The sequence below is a fragment of the Pseudoalteromonas phenolica genome, from assembly GCF_001444405.1.
GTDB classification, from domain to species: domain Bacteria; phylum Pseudomonadota; class Gammaproteobacteria; order Enterobacterales; family Alteromonadaceae; genus Pseudoalteromonas; species Pseudoalteromonas phenolica.
Genome location: NZ_CP013187.1, coordinates 738,072 through 757,037, shown reverse-complemented (window position 1 = coordinate 757,037; position 18,966 = coordinate 738,072). Strand labels below are relative to the sequence as shown.

The 18,966-nt window shown below is 39.4% G+C and carries 22 protein-coding genes; 14 read left to right on the top strand and 8 right to left on the bottom strand.

Annotated features, from left to right (window positions below):
- The first annotated feature begins 11 nt into the window (after positions 1-11).
- From PP2015_RS03355 to PP2015_RS03345, 3 genes are all read left to right on the top strand, one after another.
- Entirely contained in the window at positions 12-992 is a 981-nt protein-coding gene (locus tag PP2015_RS03355) for a helix-turn-helix domain-containing protein (RefSeq protein WP_058028938.1), read from the top strand.
- Between the two features lie 120 nt (positions 993-1,112).
- A complete protein-coding gene (locus tag PP2015_RS03350; RefSeq protein WP_058028937.1) occupies positions 1,113-1,952 on the top strand; it encodes an AAA family ATPase in 840 nt (279 codons plus the stop codon).
- Positions 1,953-1,956: 4 nt separating this feature from the next.
- Positions 1,957-3,141 (top strand): vWA domain-containing protein, encoded by a 1,185-nt coding sequence (locus PP2015_RS03345; RefSeq protein ID WP_058028936.1) that lies wholly within the window; start codon positions 1,957-1,959, stop codon positions 3,139-3,141.
- Positions 3,142-3,161: 20 nt separating this feature from the next.
- On the opposite strand, the gene PP2015_RS03340 is transcribed toward PP2015_RS03345, so the two are convergent.
- The 3 genes from PP2015_RS03340 to PP2015_RS03330 all read right to left on the bottom strand — a co-directional run bounded on the left by PP2015_RS03340 (position 3,162) and on the right by PP2015_RS03330 (position 4,745).
- Positions 3,162-3,626, bottom strand: coding sequence for a DUF1842 domain-containing protein (locus PP2015_RS03340; protein ID WP_058028935.1), 465 nt, complete (start codon positions 3,624-3,626; stop codon positions 3,162-3,164).
- A gap of 533 nt (positions 3,627-4,159) precedes the next feature.
- On the bottom strand, positions 4,160-4,408 hold the full coding sequence (locus PP2015_RS03335) for a hypothetical protein (protein ID WP_058028934.1): 249 nt from the start codon (positions 4,406-4,408) through the stop codon (positions 4,160-4,162).
- Positions 4,409-4,562: 154 nt separating this feature from the next.
- Positions 4,563-4,745, bottom strand: coding sequence for a hypothetical protein (locus PP2015_RS03330; protein ID WP_058028933.1), 183 nt, complete (start codon positions 4,743-4,745; stop codon positions 4,563-4,565).
- A gap of 244 nt (positions 4,746-4,989) precedes the next feature.
- Between PP2015_RS03330 and PP2015_RS03325 the strand changes: the two genes are divergently transcribed.
- The gene (locus PP2015_RS03325; protein ID WP_058028932.1) at positions 4,990-5,238 is read left to right on the top strand and encodes a hypothetical protein; all 249 of its coding nucleotides are present in this window, start codon (positions 4,990-4,992) and stop codon (positions 5,236-5,238) included.
- 51 nt (positions 5,239-5,289) lie between these two features.
- Here the strand turns inward: PP2015_RS03325 and PP2015_RS03320 are convergent, their stop codons facing one another.
- On the bottom strand, positions 5,290-5,571 hold the full coding sequence (locus PP2015_RS03320) for a hypothetical protein (RefSeq protein WP_058028931.1): 282 nt from the start codon (positions 5,569-5,571) through the stop codon (positions 5,290-5,292).
- Positions 5,572-5,717: 146 nt separating this feature from the next.
- Between PP2015_RS03320 and PP2015_RS03315 the strand changes: the two genes are divergently transcribed.
- On the top strand, positions 5,718-6,434 hold the full coding sequence (locus tag PP2015_RS03315; protein ID WP_058028930.1) for a substrate-binding periplasmic protein: 717 nt from the start codon (positions 5,718-5,720) through the stop codon (positions 6,432-6,434).
- On the opposite strand, the gene PP2015_RS03310 is transcribed toward PP2015_RS03315, so the two are convergent.
- Entirely contained in the window at positions 6,418-7,611 is a 1,194-nt protein-coding gene (locus tag PP2015_RS03310) for an acyltransferase family protein (RefSeq protein WP_227009194.1), read from the bottom strand. The two genes, PP2015_RS03315 and PP2015_RS03310, sit on opposite strands and share 17 nt — an antisense overlap.
- 161 nt (positions 7,612-7,772) lie before the next feature.
- Here PP2015_RS03310 and PP2015_RS03305 point away from each other — a divergent pair, with 161 nt between their 5' ends.
- The 3 genes from PP2015_RS03305 (at position 7,773) to PP2015_RS03295 (ending at position 10,999) form a co-directional block, all read left to right on the top strand.
- Positions 7,773-8,468, top strand: coding sequence for a VC0807 family protein (locus PP2015_RS03305; RefSeq protein WP_058028928.1), 696 nt, complete (start codon positions 7,773-7,775; stop codon positions 8,466-8,468).
- A 314-nt stretch (positions 8,469-8,782) separates the two neighbouring features.
- Positions 8,783-8,962 (top strand): hypothetical protein, encoded by a 180-nt coding sequence (locus PP2015_RS03300; RefSeq protein WP_058028927.1) that lies wholly within the window; start codon positions 8,783-8,785, stop codon positions 8,960-8,962.
- A gap of 345 nt (positions 8,963-9,307) precedes the next feature.
- Positions 9,308-10,999 (top strand): immunoglobulin-like domain-containing protein, encoded by a 1,692-nt coding sequence (locus PP2015_RS03295; RefSeq protein ID WP_058028926.1) that lies wholly within the window; start codon positions 9,308-9,310, stop codon positions 10,997-10,999.
- A gap of 316 nt (positions 11,000-11,315) precedes the next feature.
- Here PP2015_RS03295 and PP2015_RS03290 read toward each other — a convergent pair whose 3' ends face one another.
- Positions 11,316-12,038, bottom strand: a complete 723-nt coding sequence (locus tag PP2015_RS03290; protein ID WP_058028925.1) for a hypothetical protein — start codon at positions 12,036-12,038, stop codon at positions 11,316-11,318.
- A 138-nt stretch (positions 12,039-12,176) separates the two neighbouring features.
- The gene (locus PP2015_RS03285; RefSeq protein WP_058028924.1) at positions 12,177-13,583 is read right to left on the bottom strand and encodes an L-cystine transporter; all 1,407 of its coding nucleotides are present in this window, start codon (positions 13,581-13,583) and stop codon (positions 12,177-12,179) included.
- A gap of 309 nt (positions 13,584-13,892) precedes the next feature.
- Here PP2015_RS03285 and PP2015_RS03280 point away from each other — a divergent pair, with 309 nt between their 5' ends.
- A complete protein-coding gene (locus PP2015_RS03280; RefSeq protein ID WP_058028923.1) occupies positions 13,893-14,201 on the top strand; it encodes a hypothetical protein in 309 nt (102 codons plus the stop codon).
- Positions 14,202-14,389: 188 nt separating this feature from the next.
- Positions 14,390-15,187, top strand: coding sequence for an ion transporter (locus tag PP2015_RS03275; RefSeq protein WP_058028922.1), 798 nt, complete (start codon positions 14,390-14,392; stop codon positions 15,185-15,187).
- A 107-nt stretch (positions 15,188-15,294) separates the two neighbouring features.
- On the opposite strand, the gene def is transcribed toward PP2015_RS03275, so the two are convergent.
- Entirely contained in the window at positions 15,295-15,837 is a 543-nt protein-coding gene (gene def, locus PP2015_RS03270; protein ID WP_058028921.1) for a peptide deformylase, read from the bottom strand.
- A 177-nt stretch (positions 15,838-16,014) separates the two neighbouring features.
- Between def and PP2015_RS03265 the strand changes: the two genes are divergently transcribed.
- From PP2015_RS03265 to PP2015_RS03250, 4 genes are all read left to right on the top strand, one after another.
- Positions 16,015-16,812: a hypothetical protein gene (locus PP2015_RS03265; protein ID WP_058028920.1), complete on the top strand. Its 798-nt coding sequence runs from the start codon at positions 16,015-16,017 to the stop codon at positions 16,810-16,812.
- A 216-nt stretch (positions 16,813-17,028) separates the two neighbouring features.
- Positions 17,029-17,337 carry a DUF6172 family protein gene (locus tag PP2015_RS03260; RefSeq protein WP_058028919.1) on the top strand — a complete coding sequence of 103 codons (309 nt, stop codon included), beginning with the start codon at positions 17,029-17,031 and terminating at the stop codon, positions 17,335-17,337.
- A 283-nt stretch (positions 17,338-17,620) separates the two neighbouring features.
- The gene (locus tag PP2015_RS03255; RefSeq protein ID WP_058028918.1) at positions 17,621-18,487 is read left to right on the top strand and encodes an AraC family transcriptional regulator; all 867 of its coding nucleotides are present in this window, start codon (positions 17,621-17,623) and stop codon (positions 18,485-18,487) included.
- A gap of 218 nt (positions 18,488-18,705) precedes the next feature.
- Positions 18,706-18,912 (top strand): hypothetical protein, encoded by a 207-nt coding sequence (locus PP2015_RS03250; protein WP_058028917.1) that lies wholly within the window; start codon positions 18,706-18,708, stop codon positions 18,910-18,912.
- Positions 18,913-18,966: the final 54 nt, after the last annotated feature.

Genomic DNA, 18,966 nt, shown 5'->3' with positions numbered 1-18,966 from the left:
AAAACTTCACTATGGTTTTAAAAGAAAAAAGCTACTCAAAACAGAAGCTTAAAAATAAAATATTACAAGCTGGTTATGACGGTTCGACAATACAAGAAAGTGGACAAAGTTCGAATACTCTTCTAACGGGCGCATTAAATTTTACAAAGCTTCAGAATGGAGTATCTCTCCACTTTGCAAATACATATGAGTCGAGTGAAACAGTAAGTAGCTGTGAAATAGCAGATCTCATTAGCTTCAATATACTTTTTGCTGGTAGGTTATCATTCGCCATCAATGAACAAAGATATCAATTTGATGCAACTACTTCAGAAAAAATATTTATTAATATAATCAATGGAAAACAAACATTTTCTCGCTTCTTATCTCTTAATAACAATCTAAAAAAATTAAATTTATGTGTCAGTAAGGCATGGCTAATTCAACGCTGCCCGCACGAACAAGAAAAAAGTCTCATTCTTTCATTATTTAGAGACAAACATGCCGTCTATGAACTAAGTTGTTCAGAAATACTGAAAGAACAAGCATTACAGCTGTGCAGTATTAATGTTAATGATTCACTCAAGTCACAGCTTTTCTTAGAAGCACAAGCGACCCTATTCATTTCAGAACTTATCTCATTGCTAAAAACTAGGGTTGCTCGTCCTGTCAGCAGCACTAAATCCTATACAGCAAAACCAAAAAGACAGTTCGACAAAGAAGTACTTCCTCTTCTTTACTGTGATTTCACTGTAAAACAAATTTCAAATAAACTCGGGACAAGTGAAAGCACGATGCAGCGTTACTTCAAACAACATTTTCAGATGAGTGTTTTAGAATTTATCAGAGAAAAAAAGCTAGAAAAGGCTCGACGCATGCTGGTTATAGAGCGTAAAAGTATCGGGGAAGCCGCTTATTATAGTGGCTACAAACATGTCTCTAATTTTGTCACCGCATTCAAAAAGCAATTTGCAGTTACACCAAGGGAGCTGCTTAAACAGCATGAATTGTAGAGAATTTATAGTACCTTAAGTAATCGGCTGTTTAGATTTACCTTCAAGTATGTCACTTTTATCTATAAAACACTTATGGCAGACTAGAGGTCTGATCTCTTAGAAACGATAGACAACGTCATGCAATTTACCGGTACTGAAAACTACATCGCATCAGACTCTCTTAAGCTTGCTGTGAATGCGGCAATCACACTAGAAAAACCATTATTAATCAAGGGTGAGCCGGGTACGGGTAAAACCATGCTTGCCGAAGAGTTGGCAAAAGCACTCGACACCGAGTTGATTCAGTGGCACATCAAATCAACCACCAAAGCACAGCAAGGCCTTTATGAATACGATGCTGTATCACGTTTACGTGATAGCCAACTTGGCGATGATCGCGTTCACGACATCAGCAATTACATTGTGAAAGGCAAACTTTGGCAGGCGTTTACCGCTGAAAAACGCCCAATTCTACTCATCGATGAAATAGACAAAGCAGACATTGAATTTCCCAATGACTTGCTGTTAGAACTCGATAAAATGGAGTTCTATGTCTATGAAACACAAGAAGTTATAAAAGCTAAGCAACGCCCAATCGTGATCATCACGTCAAACAACGAAAAAGAATTGCCGGATGCATTCCTTCGCCGCTGTTTCTTCCACTATATCAACTTCCCAACACCAGAAGAAATGGCCAGCATCATTGATGTTCACCATCCAAATATCAAACAAGAGTTGGTACAAACTGCACTCAGTGTGTTCTTCAACTTACGCGAAGTACATGGCTTACGTAAAAAGCCATCGACCAGTGAATTAATCGATTGGCTTAAATTATTATTAGCCGAAGACATCGATGCTAAGACACTTCACGATAAAACGCACAAAGGCGGGTTAATGCCACTATTTGGCGCGCTGCTTAAAAACGAGCAAGATGTCAGCCTGTTAGAAAAGTTAGCATTTATGGCCAAGCGCGGTTAACCCTATGCTTATCGATTTTTTCTTCACCCTAAAAAAGTATCGCGTAAAGGCCAGCTTGCGAGAACTACTCGATTTAATTAACGTCTTAAGGCAACAAGTGGTATTTGCCGACATCGACGGCTTTTATGAACTTGCCAAATTGTGCTTAGTCAAAGACGAAACCCAATTCGATAAATTTGACCGTGCCTTTGCCGAGTATTTTGAAGGCGTTGAAAGCATCGATATTTTTAGTCAGTTACAACAACATAACTTGCCCAGTGATTGGCTAAGAAAAGAGTTTGAAAAACAGCTCAGTGAAGAAGAAAAAGCGCAGCTTAAATCACTCGGTGGTTTAGACAAACTTATGGAAACCCTTGCCGAGCGTTTAAAAGAGCAGCAAAAGCGTCATGCTGGCGGCAATAAATGGGTTGGCACGGGCGGCACTTCGCCATTTGGTGCCTACGGCTATAACCCAGAAGGTATTCGCATAGGTCAAGACGGCAACCGAAATCGACGCGCCGTGAAAGTTTGGGACAAACGTCAATTTAAAAACCTCGACCAAGATGCCGATATCAGCTCTCGTACCATGAAGCTGGCGCTCAAAAAGCTGCGAAAATTTGCCCGCAGTGGCGAAAGTGATGAACTCGATTTAAACCACACCATCGAAGCCACCGCTAAGCAAGGCGGTATGCTGGACGTAAGAATGCAGCCACACCGTCATAATGCTGTTAAAGTACTGATGTTTTTTGACATCGGCGGCTCGATGGACGATTACATTCACACCTGTGAAGAGTTATTCAGCGCAGCACACAGTGAATTTAAGCATTTAGAGTTTTTCTACTTTCATAACTGCCTTTATGAACACGTTTGGCAAGACAATGAACGCCGCTTTCAAAATGTGCTCGACACCATGACAGTGATCAACCGCTTCGGCTCAGATTACAAAGTGATTTTTGTCGGTGATGCCACCATGGGCCCTTACGAAATCAATTACCCGGGCGGCAGCGTTGAGCATTGGAATGAAGAGCCCGGCAGCGCCTGGTTAAATCGCATCACCAATCATTTTGACAATGTCGTTTGGCTAAACCCACAGCCTGTGGATTATTGGCGTTACTATCACTCAATCGACATCATTTATGAGTTGATGGATAAACGTATGTACCCGCTGACGTTAGATGGTATTGGACAGGCAATTAAAGCACTAGGGTAGCCTAGTGCTTTTTGCAACAACTAAGCGCTTACTTCTTCCGCTAATTTCGTTACATCAGAAATTTCAGTGTAATCGGCCAACGTCACTGGTACTTGATTTTCCTCTACCCACTCATTGGTTCTTGGGTCTAAGTATTTGAAGTTAGCAACACCCGATTTAAAATCGTCATTTAATAAAATATGTGCATCAACATTTTCCACTGAAATTGGTGGTAAAATTCGTGCTCGGATCGCATCAACCCCCTGCAAATTCACCATCACAAAACAGCTATTATTTGTGCACTGATAGTGATACTCACCCACTAACTCAGTTTTAACGTCAAGAGGTGGGTTAGTTGCTTGAGTCACCGCACCACGACCTACCACTTTTTTGTCTTGAGTCGAGAAAAGCAATGAAACATCAAGCGAAACACCACCTGCTAATTGGTGACTGATACGATAGTTAGCAACAAATACACCTGCGTTATTAAATTCTGAAGTACTCATTATTACATTCCTTATATAGCTAAATTTAGATTTGAGAATAAATACAATTCTCATTACACCTTGGTTAGGCAAAATTAAATCTAGCAATGAAATATCAGAACGCCATTACATTAGATTACAGACAGAGTTTCTCAATCAAACTTCACTTATGTTTCATCTGCTTTTCAAGTAATTGCTTGTGCAATCAGCGTCAAAACCGCTTTTTTAACCAAACAACCTTTCGCAACCTTTATTAATATAAAGGTTATCCGATGTGAAACCATTGGCCTACAAAGCCGGAACATTAATATCAAATTTGAACTTTAGATATTAATAAACCTCGTTCGATGAACACCTTCGTTGGAAAAACTGAATTAAAGGAAAGGAAAGCAAACAACAATGATGCTGAAAAAGTTGTATTCAGCTAGCTTATCGCCTGCCTATTTAACGTATAAACATGAAAGGCACGAGTATAATTGCTCGTGCCTCCATATTATTTCAGTGCTAAAAATTATAAAGATAACATAACCTTATAACTTAGATTTGCATGCCTTTCAGTGACCTTTTTTAACCCCATAACGCACCATGTCTTTGCCATTTTCGTATACGTCTTGCGATACCCAACGACCAAGAAGTAATTGGTGCTTATCATCTAACACAGCAATAAATGGGCGACCATTGCTGTTATGCGTTGCTAAAGCAACGCCTTCAACATTTGTAAACCCTAATCCACCTTTTTCAACTAACAACAAAAAAGCTTCAAGCTCTTCAAGGGTTTCAATGATGTCGTTATCTTTAATCATGTTTTAATACTCAAAATACTGAATATGCATAGGATAACAGGTGTTTTCAGAAGTATAAATTAGCAGATGTTTTGACTTTGAATAAGAGCCTGTTTGCTACAGGCTCTGTTTGAATGAAATCCGTTTTCTAGTAACTATCTTAATGAAATACTGTTTACATCACTGTACAGTCTTTTTGGTCAGTCACGTAGCAAGTCTCTGTTACAAGGCACTTTTTATCACGACTACACCACTCAGTGATCTTCACACCACCGGCAACCTGAGGAGTTGCTTGTAAGTGTAAAGCGGAATCTTGTGATAATGATTTAAGTGGTTTCTTTTGTAATTTTAATTTCATGTTTTTTCCTTAAAAAGTAATTACCCGTGTTGGGTAGGAAACACGTTATGGGAATGATTTGAGGGAGTCAATCAAATGAAATATCTGCTTACTTAATTTACAAAATACAAACAATTTACCATCAATCACTATCTGAAAATCGTTTTAGCTCAATATATAGATTTGAATTATTCATTTCAAAGACTGATTATCAGCTACGAACCTAAAAAAGGTTCGGTTAATTTTTTAATAAAAGGAAATTAAAATGAAATTTAAAATATTGATGATCGCATCAGCTACATTCTTTATTTCAGCAATATCAGCAGGAGAAAGCGTTGAGTTTGACTCTCCCAAATTAGCCAAAGAAACGTTTTATGAGGTACTTTGCCATGACGCAAATACTCATAGGCTGATATTTAGAAGTATTTACAACAACGCCTTTGATGCAGAGATTGACTACAGTACATGTGAATTTATGGGTGGCGTAGCAAGTTTAGCTACAGATCAAAGATAGTTCTCACACTTTTAGAGTAAGCGATGGGTGTGCGCTTACTCTAAATAAGACCTAAGGGCCTTTTTCGTTTTCCTTTGTATCTAAACAATACTTATCAACTGATTTTTGATGCGTTTTAATTGCACTTTCATCCTGCTCTTCTATTGCTAATTTGTGGTCAAATTGCGCTTTTAAACAACGTTGTTTGAGCGCTTTATTCTCTTTATTCAACGCTTTGTGACTTTGAGCACAATGCTGTGAACCTGTAATTAAAAAGCAATTTACTTCAGGATCTGCACTGCATCCGCAGAGGGTTAACATAAGTAAAATAACAAAGGTCGTCAAACGGCTCATTTTTCATTCTTTCCTTAAAATTGATAATTGAGTTAAACTAAAAATTAGTCCATATGAAGTATGTCAGATGACTCACAGGTAAACTGTTAAATTATGTACAGACATGCTTTTACATTTACTCACGTTATTATTAAAGGCCAAAGAAAATGCACTTAGTGAAAGCATGTTTGATACTTTTACTAATAACCACACATTTTACCCAAGCACAGACACAGCCAATAAAAGCGTGTATTGACGACCACCCTCCCTATCAAATACTCGAACCAACTCCTTCTGGTATCCATATTCATGCTCTAAGAGTGCTTGCTAATATACTGGATAAAGAAATAATCTTTGTTAAATCGCCTAACTTTGCCCGCTGTGTCGCCTTTTTAAAAAGTGGAGAAGTAGATGTCATTGCAGGTTTAAGCCCAACAACACCCAGAAAACAGTTTGCATTTTTCACGCCTTTTAAACGAGCAGATCAATTACGTGTGATCTCAAAAAAACAAATCAAAGTTACAAAATATGAGGATCTTTACGGAAAAATTATCGGCGTCGCGAGAGGTGAAAGCTACTTCCCCCGTTTCGATAAAGACACTTCTCTAGACAAGATCTCAATCCAAAACGCCAGAGTGGGCTTTTCTTTATTGCTCAAAGACCGCATCGATATTCTTATGGTAAGCCCTGAAAAATTTGCTTCTCTGTCAAAAGAGCAAGATCTTTCAGCCTTATGGATTTCACCTATCACATTAGACAAAACAAGAGCCAAAGAAACCTCCTTTGGCTTTAGTAAAAAACATAACCTTAATATGTCTAATGCAGAATTAATCAGAATCGTTGATAAAGCTTATAAAGCAGGTGTATTTAAGCCAGTTTATTAACCTCTTTAACGCTGTAACTCTTACCATTTAAAAAGCTACCTACAAACGTACTTCTTACAAAAAAGTGATAACTTAAAATAGATAAAGTGAAAGTCACTAATATCGATAAGGTGAATTTGATAAACACATTGAATGCAGTATTGATTAAACCATATTGGACCACCATCAAGATAGGAAGGTGAATAAGGTAAACCCAGTAAGAAGCATCTGAAAGGTAACGACTTAAATTGTCTGGCATATTCAACCACTTGTAACCTGATAGATAGCAAACCGCTGTCCAACTAAGAATGGCGAAAGTTTGCATCACAACTAAAAACACATCGACTTCAACATGCACTACCCCGCCATTGTTTAGAGCCGTCACCACATCCACCATCTCCAACGGAGCTGGCAAATGGGCAAAATAAAAGTAGCTACTCACAACGGCAATGAGTAACAGCCAAACGAGTTGTTTTTCATACCTTTGGATCACACTATGATGATGAAATAAGCTTGCGCCAACCAAAAACAATACCCCATAAAAGCCATATGACCATAACTGAGGAAAAAGCTTATCTGGTGGAGGAAATGGGATCATCTGCTGCGACATAGAAACCCCAACAACAAAAGGTAAAACCACAATAAGAAAGATAGGCCGACTTATAAACCCCATGATAGCTTGGTAACCCCTCTGCCATTTAGACAGTAGCCAAAACACTACACAGAACTGAAACAAATTAAATAAGAACCATAAATGCATGGTGCTGATAGTCGGCGATTCAACTAACTCGAACAATTCAAAAATGGGCGGACGGTATTGCACAAAAGATGCAGCCCAAAATGAGATTGCGAGGGTTGAACCTAAAATTATGGGCAGAAATACCAGAAAAGGTAAAAACACCCGCTTAAAACGATTGAAAAGGTAGCTATTTTCTCCTCTCAAATTAACCAATAAGGCCCCACAAAAACCTGCAATGACAAAGAATAAGGGCATTCTGAATAAATGCGTCCACTTCGCGATAAAATCAAAAACTATATGGTTAGTCACATCCGACGTAAGCCAGATATTTTGAAATGATGCGCCGTAGGCAAGCGCCGCATGAAATATAATGCCGAGTAATAATGCAATGGTACGGAGATTATCAATATAGTGATATCGCGTGTTTGTAGTCATATTTCCATCCTTGGTAGTTTTCATGAGTTTACCTCATAAAAGGGTCAAATAATGAGTCACTATGAGTAATTCACGTAACGAAATGTTTCGGATGAAATACCAAAAAACGCGTTTTATCTTGTTGGTGAAGACAGTAACTTTAACGTACACTGCAGCAGTGCTTTAGTTACTAATATGAGGTTTCTGTGACGCAGCAAGAAAACAAACCAAGTGGATTTTTCAGTCAACTCTTATTCAATATCATAGTGCCCGTTATCATCCTGACTCGCTTTTCAGGTGACGAACATCTCGGACCAAGCTTAGGTGTTGCAGTAGCGCTTGCTTTTCCTCTAGGGTTTGGTCTTTGGGAATTGAAAAAAGTCGGTAAGTTTAGTTTTATTTCTATCTTAGGTATTGTTTCAGTGTTATTGACTGGTGGGATCAGCTTATTAGAACTTGATGTGAAATATATAGCTATTAAAGAAGCTTTGGTACCGGGTTTAATAGCAATAGCCATCTTTGTAAGCCAACATACAAAGTACCCGCTTTTAAAAACTATGTTATTTAACCAAAATACCCTCGATGTTGCCCGTATAGAAAAAGCACTCGCAGAAAAAGGTAACTTAGAGAAACTACCAAAAATACAAGCTACAGCATCGAATATTCTAGGTGGCTCTTTTTTGTTTTCTTCTGCAATGAATTACATCTTAGCGAAAATTATCGTTGTGAGCCCCACAGGTACTGAGGCATTCAATAATGAACTTGGCCGGATGACAGCACTCAGCTACCCAGTGATAGCCATTCCAAGCATGATTTTATTTTTTGTCGCACTCTATTATTTGCTTAACTCAATCAAAAAACTATCAGGGTTGTCTCTAGAAGAAATGTTTCCTGAGAACTAGAACAATTCTAAAGGCTAGAACAGGCGTGTATGAATATTATTCAAATACGCCTTTTTTATTTAGAGTCCATGAACTTTCAATTCCACAAAAAAGCCAATATAGGTCCATAACTCAACGCCTATTAGTCAATAATCAAATTTATCGCTTTAGTTTAAAAGTATTTAAAACATCAGCTCTTGTTTCTTGAGAGAGCTCTTCTCACATTTTAAATCTTGCTTCACTTATTTTAAAAAACATTCAGTTGTATTTTTTTCATTTGCCAAAGTGCGCTTTTTACCTATAAGTTTTTAACGTTTTATTTACAAGGAAACATTATGAAACTACAAATCAAAAAACAGTCACTTAAACAACTTTCACAAAAATCATTAAGTAATGAGCAAACAGCAAAAATTGCTGCGGGTTACTTCACGCCAGACCCTCAATCTTGGCTAGTGTGCCCGACTCACCCTGCATTGTGTCAAAGCGCTCAAATTACACAATGCTGGGAAGGGTAAGGTATAGAAGCTCAACATCTAATATTAATTAGATGACCCAATGTGCTGAGTAAAGAATTAAGAATCGTGCAGTCGCACGGTTCTTTTATTCATCCCGCCCCTTTCTACCTCACTCTCTTATTATTAAAAAGTACCTTTATTAGAAAAATTCATTTTCCAAACACATATAGATAACGGTAGCTTATTTACAATTATTTTACACAAGGTACATCAAGGAGCGATGGTCGTACTCTACCTTGTCTTTACCGAGCCTAAAGTCTGAATTGTCGTTTTACTCCGAGTTTAGGTTGCTAACTCGCCTGCAAATTATTGCATGGCATTAAAACAACAAAAGGAATTAATAACATGTTGAAAACATCAAATACCCTAGTTGCAGCAGCTGTAATGGGCCTTTCATCACTTGCTTCAGGCAGTGCATTAGCGAGCAATGGTGACCTAATGGTTAACCAACCAAGTGGTGTCGTTGTCGGTTATTGGCATAACTGGTGTGATGGCGCGGGATACAAAGGTGGTAATGCGCCTTGTGTGGCGCTTGAGCAAGTTAACAGCCAGTATAACGTCGTGAACGTCTCATTTATGAAAGTGTATGACCTTGCAGAAGGACGTATTCCGACTTTTAAACTCGACCCTAAAATTGGGTTATCAGAGCAAGACTTTATTGCTCAAATTGCGAAACTGAATAGCCAAGGCCGTAGCGTGTTACTTGCCCTAGGTGGCGCTGATGCATTAATTGGCCTAAAAACCGGTGACGAACAAGCATTCGCTGATGAGATCATCCGCTTGACTGATAAATTTGGCTTTGATGGTTTAGACATCGACCTTGAGCAAACAGCTGTTACTGCTGACGATAACCAAACCGTGATCCCTGCCGCTCTTCGTCTTGTGAAAGACCACTATGCTGCGCAAGGCAAAAATTTTTTGGTGACCATGGCGCCTGAATTCCCCTACTTAACGCAGGCTGGTAAGTATATTCCTTACATCACCGCACTCAATGGTTATTACGATTGGATCAATCCGCAGTTTTACAACCAAGGTGGTGACGGCGTATATGTTGATGGTGTGGGTTGGATAGCACAAACCAATGAATCACTTAAACAAGAGTTTATTTACTATATGTCTGACTCGCTTGCCAACGGGACTCGTGGCTTCCATAAAATCCCACATGACAAACTAGTGTTTGGTATTCCAACCAATAATGATGCTGCGGCATCCGGCTATATTCAGAACCCAAATAACCTGTACAACGCGTTTGACCAGTTAAAACAACAAGGTCAGCCACTTAAAGGGGTCATGACTTGGTCGGTTAACTGGGATATGGGTACCAACGCGGCTGGCACGACCTACAACCAAAGCTTTATTAAAAGCTACGGCCCATTTATCCATGGTCAAATAATTGATCCACCAAAGAATGCACCAATATTCAGCGGTGTGAGCAATACGCGAGTTCGCCAAGGTGAGATATTCGATGTACTCGCAGGTGTGAGTGCTACCGACAAAGAAGATGGCAACTTAACCAGTAATATTCTGGTTTCGGGCAATGTCGATACTTCAACAACAGGCCAATACATATTGGTATATAGCGTCAGTGATTCAGCAGGTAACGAAACCAAGGCAACTAGAACCGTTGAAGTGTACAGTAACAAGCCTGTGTTTAGTGGTGTGGGTGATGTGCAGTTGGCGGTCGGCTCAAGCTTTGACGCCCTCGCAGGTGTCAAGGCAGTTGATGAAGAAGATGGTGATTTGACAGCAAACATCACGGTCACAGGCAGCGTTGATATAAGTACAGCTGGGCAATATCAACTGACTTATAGTGTGTCTGATAGTGCACAGCAAACTACGTCAGTCGTTCGCACAATCACCGTGTCTGATGCTTCATGTGCAAAGCCATGGGATCGCAATACTGTGTACTTAGCAAACCAACTTGTCAGCCACAAAGGCGATATTTATAAAGCGGGTTGGTGGACTAAAGGCGAAGAGCCAGGCACGACCGGTGAATGGGGAGTTTGGCAGTTAGCGGATAACGCATGCCAGCTATAACTAAATAACCAAAGTTCAGGCTAATTGGCCTCTTTATTAAGCCATTCATAGTGCTAAGTTTTACTATGAATGGCTTGTGTAACGACGTCAATTTAGGTACTAACAGTTAGTCTTTTTTAAAACGCAAAATCAATGACTTCAAATATCTACATAAAACTTCTAATAAGCCTAACTAGTTTCAACTTAGTTTACTGGCTCACTACGATTTTTACTGAACACCCATACTCACTCTCCACTGCAATTTCAGTGTCTTGTGGCATTGTGTTCGCTACCGTTCTTTTAAGCTTTTTTAAAAGTAATCACAGCAAATAAGCCGCTACTTCAAGTTAAAGAACAGCATAGCGACAGCACTCGCTACCGCAGATAAGGAGAGTAAGCGCAACACCAGTATCATCGCGCCTCCAGCTCCACCAGATAAACAATATCGGTAAACCAAGGGATATTCATGAAAGACGAGTAAATAAAGCAGGTTAAACAAGCCAACTCGCATATTATCTATATCAATCAGTTCGCCATTCTTTAAATGTATTTCACACGCATGCACACTCGCCGAGCTTTTAACTGTTCTTCCTCCTATCTGGCGCTTGTACTTTTTATCCATCGTATAGTTAAAGACAACCTCAGCAATATCACTTCTCATTATGGTGAGAGTTTTAGCGTTTTTATTTTTTTGCGCGAGTTTGGCCACTTCAAGCTTTTCTTTACTAACGGTCATCACCCATTGAGAGCCAAAACCGTACTTTCGATAAATTGCGATACGCTTTGCAATAAATACAAATAAAGCACCACCAAGGACAATCATAAACGCCAACAGGGGTGATACATTCGCTTGTAAGTAATAACTAAATATCCAGATAGAAAACATTAGAAAAGCAAAGAAGGTTTCTGCGCCACCAGATAGCAATGCCAAGGCAGGAAGCGAATCTAGCTTAGTGACAGAGCTTTCTCGCAATGACGTTTTTCCATCAAATGCCGCATACCGAAACCAAGTTTTATCATCCAAGTCGATATCAAGCGCATGTCTTGCCATTGAAGTCATATTAAAGTCCGTTTTAAGAATAAATAATTGATACTTATACCCGAAGGAGAAACGCGAGTAAATATTCGTTAGAAAATCAGGTCAGGAGCACTTAGGGCTCCCAACCAAAAAGAAGAGGGTTAAAAATACTTTAAATAATTAAGCTTTTGACAATTGCTCGTTTGACGGAGTTGCAGTCGAACTATGCGACTCGCCTTCAACATTAGCTGCATCGCCCAAAATACGATGAGTGATGGTACCCGCGGTCATTGAACCTGATACATTCAACGCGGTACGCGCCATATCAATCAAAGGCTCAATAGAAATAAGTAAGGCCGCTATCGTCACAGGCAACCCCATTGCTGGCAATACAATCAAGGCAGCGAAAGTTGCGCCCCCACCAACACCGGCTATACCAAATGAGCTAATGGTGATCATCGCAACCAATGACACAATAAAAGAGAAGCTCATCGGGTCAACGCCTACAGTCGGTGCAACCATCACCGCTAACATCGCAGGGTAAATACCCGCACAACCATTTTGACCAATGGTTGCACCAAATGACGCTGATAAGTTAGCAATAGCGGGTGGCACATTTAATTTGTTGATTTGTGTTTCAACATTAAGCGGTATCGTTGCAGCGCTGCTTCGTGAGGTAAAAGCAAAGGTCAACACAGGCCAAATCTTTTGAAAATACTGTTTAGGATTTACACCAAACAAGCCCACCAGCAGGCCATGCACAACAAACATTAATAATATAGCGACATAAGACGCGACGATAAAACCAAGTAAATTCAGAATGTCAGTTAGGCTAGACGTCGCAACCACTTTCGCCATCAAAGCCGCAACACCATAAGGAGTCAGTGAAATCACCATTTTTACCAGTCGCATAACCACGGCTTGTAATGTTTCTACAAAAGTACGAATAGGCGCTTCTAACTCTTCACGCTCTTGCATCACTTTGCGTGCTGCAATGCCCGTTAAAATACCAAAGATCACCACGGCGATAATCGACGTAGAGCGATCCCATGCGAGATCTTGGAAAATATTGGTTGGAATAAAGCTCACTAGCATTTCAGGAATAGATAAGTCACTGACTTTTTCCATTCGCGTTTCTAAGTCAGCAAGTCGAGTGGTTTCGCGAGCACCCTCGGTTAACCCCTCTGCGGTAAGACCGAAAAGTTGCGTAATGGTGATACCAATCAGTGCTGCAATCATAGTAGTAAGCAAAAGAATTGAAATGGAGATACCACTGATTTTGCCAAGTGCCCCTGACTTATCGAGTTTTACAACTGCCGCAATCATAGACACCAACACCAATGGCATGATGATCATTTTGAGCAAACCGACATAACCACTGCCGACCACATTGGTCCAAGCTAAGGTTTCTTGAATCGCAGCGTGCCCTTCTCCTAAGAATAATTGCAGTGCCAAACCAAACACGCTACCTAAAGATAAACCGATTAATACCAACCGAGAGAGCGGCGCCTCTTTTTGTTGTATTTTAAATAGTGCCAAGAGTATTGCTGCAAAGACAGCCAAACTCACCATAGCAATGAAAGACATAGCGTTAACCTATTAATACTGTTACTAACTTACAGACCAGAAAACCGACTGAATCAATTCATCGGTTAAGACGAAAACTTCTTATACGAAGGAAAACTTAAATTAGAAGATAATTTTTAAAGCTTTTACTCAATGCAGCACAGTAATAAATTATTGACTGCTAGAAAAGATTGAATCGGAATGAGATATATTTTCGAGTTATGACACTGTTTAAATAGTGATGCTTGTCGCACTGACTCTCACTATTTTAGACTCCCAAGCTCAGGTATACTTTCGCTGTATTAACTATTTGTCTTTATTGGTTCAATTATGAAGAAGCTTTCAAAAGTACAACAAAAGCAACAAGCCTTAGTTTTACAAATCGCAGATATGATCGAAGCGCAAGGTCGTGAAGAGATCCCAGGTATGCTGCAATGTTGGTTTGATGTGGAGTATCATTTATTTCCTGGTTCGCTTTTACTGTGCTTTCAATTTGAAGATGAGCAATCGCTAGAAGCGGCAAAACCTGATTTATTAAAATGGCAGAAACGCTTAAGCGCAGCCATGCTAAAAAAAGGCGTGATTTTAAAAGACATGCGCAAACATTTAACCTTTACGTTACTTGGGCCAGAAGACTAACCTAATTCAATCAAGAATAAATAAGGCGCATTAAGCGTTTTATTTATTCTTATCTCACAGCAGCAAGCCCTAATCTCTCTTTTCAAGTAACTCATCGATGCCAAACCTGCACTTCGTCGATTCTATATTGAAAATTAAATATTCATCCCAAACTATGGCATATCACTCATTTTACCGATATCAGAGCCATGGCATCACAAAGTAATTTAACTTCTAAGTTAGCGGCACTTGTTGAAGCAAAATCTTTTCAAAGCTTTCTTATTGCAGTCATTTTATTTAATGCGATTACACTAGGTATTGAAACCACCCAATTTGGCAAAACTAACTCTGCCTTACTAGCTAAGATCGATTTAGTCGTCCTTATCATTTTCACAGTAGAACTCGCACTCAAACTCTTTGTATACCGTTTTAAATTTTTTAAGTCTGGTTGGAATTGTTTCGACTTACTTATCGTTGCCATATCTTGGGTTCCTGCAACTGGCCCACTGTCAGTACTTCGCGCATTCAGAATATTAAGGGTGCTAAGACTTTTCTCAGTTGTGCCACAAATGCGCCGAGTTATCGGTGCGCTTGGCCACTCACTGCCAGGTATGGCCTCTGTCATTGGTGTGCTTGGGATTATCTTTTATGTTTCGGCCGTACTATCAACGAAACTTTTTGGACAACACCCTGACCCAAATATGCAGGAGTGGTTTGGCACTATCGGCGCTTCAGCCTATACCTTATTTCAAGTAATGACCTTAGAGAGTTGGTCAATGGGCATAGTGCGCCCAACGATGGAACTATTTCCGCAATCTTGGTTATTCTTCGTCCCGTTTATTATTATCACCAGCTTCGCGGTATTGAATTTATTCATTGGTATTATCGTTGATGCCATGCAGATCATGCATGAAGAAGAAAATCAGCCCGAAAAACCACTGGCAACAAAAGAAGATATTGTAAGAATAGAAGAAAAGTTAGATGCACTACTCAAAGAGGAAAAATGACTAACTTGATCTCATATTAGCTGCTTTACTAGGGGAGTCACTTTGGGCTCCCCTATTCATTTAATAAGTTTAAAGATAATCTTCGTTATTGTAACCAGCCTTTACTACTAAGCTGTTGCATAATTTGCATACCAATAACTTTCACTCACTAAATCTTCCATCGACTCCAGTCTGTCAATAAAAGTCAGACCATCTAAATGATCGATTTCATGTTGAAATATGCGTGCAATAAACCCCGTAAAGACATTTTCATGCTCTAGCCCTTGCGCATCATGATATTTCACCGTTACTGTTTGATGTCTTGGCACTAAGCCACGCATACTAGGTACACTCAAGCAGCCTTCCCAGCCTTTTTCTATTTCTTCACTGGCAGCGATTATCTCAGGGTTAATAATAGCTGTAGGTGTCATCAAAGGGGCATCTGGATATCGAGTATTTGGCTTTGAACACATAATAAATATACGCAAGCTATGATGAATTTGTGGCGCAGCTATACCTACACCTCCAGCCTTTTCGACGATAGACATCATGTCTTTTATCAAATTTTGACATTCATCGGCGAGAATGTCTTCTACAACAAGCGCTTTTTGTTTCAGAACAGGTTGACCCAACTGAGCGATCATTGTTTTTTTATTTTCTGTTAATTGCATTTGTGGGCTCCTTCATACTCGCCTTGAGCACCGCACTATATCGAAATCTATACATACTCACTATTGTAATTTGTTTAATCACTTGAGTGCCTTTAATACATCGACGTATTGTTCCATCGATAAACATTTTACAGTAAGCTACTTGATTCTGTTTAACCCAAACCAAAGGTAAATGTTTTGAGTAAAAGAATTGAACCTGAGCTGCCCAATATTATGCCCGATTTAGACCAGGTTAAAGACTTTAAGCAGTCTCAAGCACCATCGAACCACAAAGCGACTGCATTTGACAAAAGCGAGACGGTTAATCAACAGCCCGCTAAATCAAACAATGCAGCATTATGGCTGTGTATCGTTTCAATCATTGGCTTTTCAGTTGGCGGTTACACACTTCACCAACAAAACATAAAAACTCAAGCGAAACTGTTTGCCTCTGAACAACGAATTGTCGAACTTGAGCGAGCTTTATCAGCCACAGGTGAAGAAATGGGGGAATCTGCGGGCGCCATCAAAGCAAAGCTTAACGCAATTTCCGAGCGTACCGATGAGCTTTGGACACAAATGGATAAGCTTTGGGCATCAGCTTGGCGACGTAATCAATCCGAAATTAAAAAACTGCGCGAGCAAACAGCAGCATTAGAAAACTCACAATCACAACACAATAAAACGCAATCTAATACTACCTCTAGTCTTAAGTCATTATCAGATAATCAAGCTGATATGACGTTAAAACTATCTCTTTTACAAGAACAACTAGATGAAGCGCAATCAATCAAAAATCAGATAACCGCATTGAGCGCAGATATAGATAAACTAAAGTCTCAAGCACAAACCAGAGATTCAAAACAGTTAGAAATTGGCGGCAGCATCGCACAACTTGAAATGACGCAAAGTGCCCTCGTTGAGCAACTTGAGCGCCTTGAAACTAAACTTGCATCAGTACCAACCAACACTCAATCAAAGCAAACACTTAATTAATGAGGGTGCTGAAGCTATTTCAGCACCCAATTTTTACACATCAACGACTCGTTATTTTACGCCATCTGAAGCGTATCTCACTCGCCAGTTCGCTCATTATCGCGTAAACTTAATGGCTAAAGTTAATATTGATGAATGTGCGAGTTTCCTCGTTTATCAATGCCCCTACTCGGTCAGCTAATGGCTGTTTGAGTCCTTGTTTGCTTGAAGGCAATTATGAAAAAAACATTTGAACTAATTCACCCTAAAATCAAAATCGCACGCCGCGTTGACGCGGTTAAGCATGAGCTGAAAAAGTATGTAAAACGCGAGCGTAATAAAAAGCTACCTGCAGGCGTTGATTATTGGGACTTTGACTGTAAATTCGGTAACACGGAAGCTGAAGCTGAAACAGTACATTTATCACAAATCAATAAGTTGATTGATAAAACACAAGATGAGAGCCTAACCTCATTTTATGTTGAGATCTTAGCAAAGCCTGGTTTTAGAGAATCAGCAGACTTTGCTGATTACGACGACGAGTAAATAGCTAAACTGATTTCTTGGCTGAAAACGCACCTACTGAACTGATCCATCATGGCTGTGATATAAATCAGTTCAGTTTACTTAATTTTTCTCTCCCCCTTTTTATTCTTACTTCTTATTTCCGCAAATCAAGTAACCTTTTTATAGGCATCTTTAATATAAAACACCCTGAATTTGTGTTACCCATAACAAATACAAAAGTTAGCAAACATTATCAAACGGCTTTGCATTACCTTATCAATGTCGCTGAACAATCACTTTAACTTAGATTTTGAGTGAACCCATGAACCATAAACTTGTTACCAAAAATCAGTATGAACAACGCCTTCTAGGTGTTATCGACTACATCTATGAACATGTAGATGGTGAGTTGGATGTGAACGTTCTTGCTGATGTCGCCTGTATGTCTAGCTACCATTTTCACCGAATATATCGTGAATTTGCAGGAGAGACCATCAATGTCACGGTAAGAAGAATGCGGTTACTAAAAGCAGCGGCGTATTTAGTGCGTAGTGACCTGTCTCAACAGCAAATTGCAAAAAAGGTAGGCTATGGCAGTATTGAAGCTTTTAACCGAGCGTTCAGTAAACACTATCGAGAAACACCTAACCAATATCGTATTGCAAGAGCTGTTAAGCAAGTGACTATGCTTTATCCAAAATCAGATAAGGAATACAAAACCATGTATCAAGTTGAGCAACAAACAACACCCGCGCTTTCTTTAATCGCCATTGAGCACAGCGGTGACTATATGCAGATAGGTCAAGCATTCGAAAAGCTCTCAATGATGGCTAGCAAGCTAGACCTACTTAACGATAAAACACGCTTTTTTGGCATCTACTACGACGACCCTAAAACCGTTAACACGGATAAGTTAAGATCAAAAGCCTGTATTTCGGTTGATTTAAATACCCTGCCAAAAGAGCATGAATTTGAAGTGATGAGCATTCCCGCTTCTAACTCTGTGTCTTTGCTATTTAAAGGGGATTACCCTGAACTTGAAAAGCCTTATGACTGGTTATTTGGTGAATATTTACCAAGTAGTCAATATCAATTAAAAGACTTTCCTCCGTTTGAAGAGTACTTAAACGACCTGCGTGAGGTTGCGCCGCAAGATCTGCTTACACGTATTTATTGCTTAGTTGAGTAGTCATTAAACTAGGGTGTTTAATTAATCAAACACCCTAGTTTCCTTCCAAGAATAGCCCTTATAGATTCTCGAGCATACAACGTTTCTTTTTACATCACCCGCAACCAACGAACCCAAAAAAGAAACAGATATTTACAAATAAATAACATTCTATAATATCAGCCTCGTGTGTTTAAAAAGCACTCAAAACTAATATTAATAAATGAAAGGAAATCAAAATGATTAAAACAACCTTGATAGCACTAGCAACTGTATTTGTCGCTTCAATGTCGCCAGTTTCAGAAGCTCGCACTGCAACTTATGTTTTTTGTGAAAAAGGTGGAAAATTGGCTTGGTATGAGGAGCATTATAGCTCTCGTTCGGTTCAGGCTACATATTATCGCTGCGTAAATGAAGGTGGCTCACCGAGCATTGTATATATCTAAATCTATGCTCTTAGTGATTTAGCAATGACATAAGGGGAATACACTCCCCTTTAT

Coding starts and splice junctions, on each gene's coding strand:
- PP2015_RS03355 (WP_058028938.1), top strand. CDS start 12: ATGGTTTTAAAAGAAAAAAGCTACTCAAAACAGAAGCTTAAAAATAAA.
- PP2015_RS03350 (WP_058028937.1), top strand. CDS start 1,113: ATGCAATTTACCGGTACTGAAAACTACATCGCATCAGACTCTCTTAAG.
- PP2015_RS03345 (WP_058028936.1), top strand. CDS start 1,957: ATGCTTATCGATTTTTTCTTCACCCTAAAAAAGTATCGCGTAAAGGCC.
- PP2015_RS03340 (WP_058028935.1), bottom strand. CDS start 3,626: ATGAGTACTTCAGAATTTAATAACGCAGGTGTATTTGTTGCTAACTAT.
- PP2015_RS03335 (WP_058028934.1), bottom strand. CDS start 4,408: ATGATTAAAGATAACGACATCATTGAAACCCTTGAAGAGCTTGAAGCT.
- PP2015_RS03330 (WP_058028933.1), bottom strand. CDS start 4,745: ATGAAATTAAAATTACAAAAGAAACCACTTAAATCATTATCACAAGAT.
- PP2015_RS03325 (WP_058028932.1), top strand. CDS start 4,990: ATGAAATTTAAAATATTGATGATCGCATCAGCTACATTCTTTATTTCA.
- PP2015_RS03320 (WP_058028931.1), bottom strand. CDS start 5,571: ATGAGCCGTTTGACGACCTTTGTTATTTTACTTATGTTAACCCTCTGC.
- PP2015_RS03315 (WP_058028930.1), top strand. CDS start 5,718: ATGCACTTAGTGAAAGCATGTTTGATACTTTTACTAATAACCACACAT.
- PP2015_RS03310 (WP_227009194.1), bottom strand. CDS start 7,611: ATGAAAACTACCAAGGATGGAAATATGACTACAAACACGCGATATCAC.
- PP2015_RS03300 (WP_058028927.1), top strand. CDS start 8,783: ATGAAACTACAAATCAAAAAACAGTCACTTAAACAACTTTCACAAAAA.
- PP2015_RS03295 (WP_058028926.1), top strand. CDS start 9,308: ATGTTGAAAACATCAAATACCCTAGTTGCAGCAGCTGTAATGGGCCTT.
- PP2015_RS03290 (WP_058028925.1), bottom strand. CDS start 12,038: ATGACTTCAATGGCAAGACATGCGCTTGATATCGACTTGGATGATAAA.
- PP2015_RS03285 (WP_058028924.1), bottom strand. CDS start 13,583: ATGTCTTTCATTGCTATGGTGAGTTTGGCTGTCTTTGCAGCAATACTC.
- PP2015_RS03280 (WP_058028923.1), top strand. CDS start 13,893: ATGAAGAAGCTTTCAAAAGTACAACAAAAGCAACAAGCCTTAGTTTTA.
- PP2015_RS03275 (WP_058028922.1), top strand. CDS start 14,390: ATGGCATCACAAAGTAATTTAACTTCTAAGTTAGCGGCACTTGTTGAA.
- def (WP_058028921.1), bottom strand. CDS start 15,837: ATGCAATTAACAGAAAATAAAAAAACAATGATCGCTCAGTTGGGTCAA.
- PP2015_RS03260 (WP_058028919.1), top strand. CDS start 17,029: ATGAAAAAAACATTTGAACTAATTCACCCTAAAATCAAAATCGCACGC.
- PP2015_RS03255 (WP_058028918.1), top strand. CDS start 17,621: ATGAACCATAAACTTGTTACCAAAAATCAGTATGAACAACGCCTTCTA.
- PP2015_RS03250 (WP_058028917.1), top strand. CDS start 18,706: ATGATTAAAACAACCTTGATAGCACTAGCAACTGTATTTGTCGCTTCA.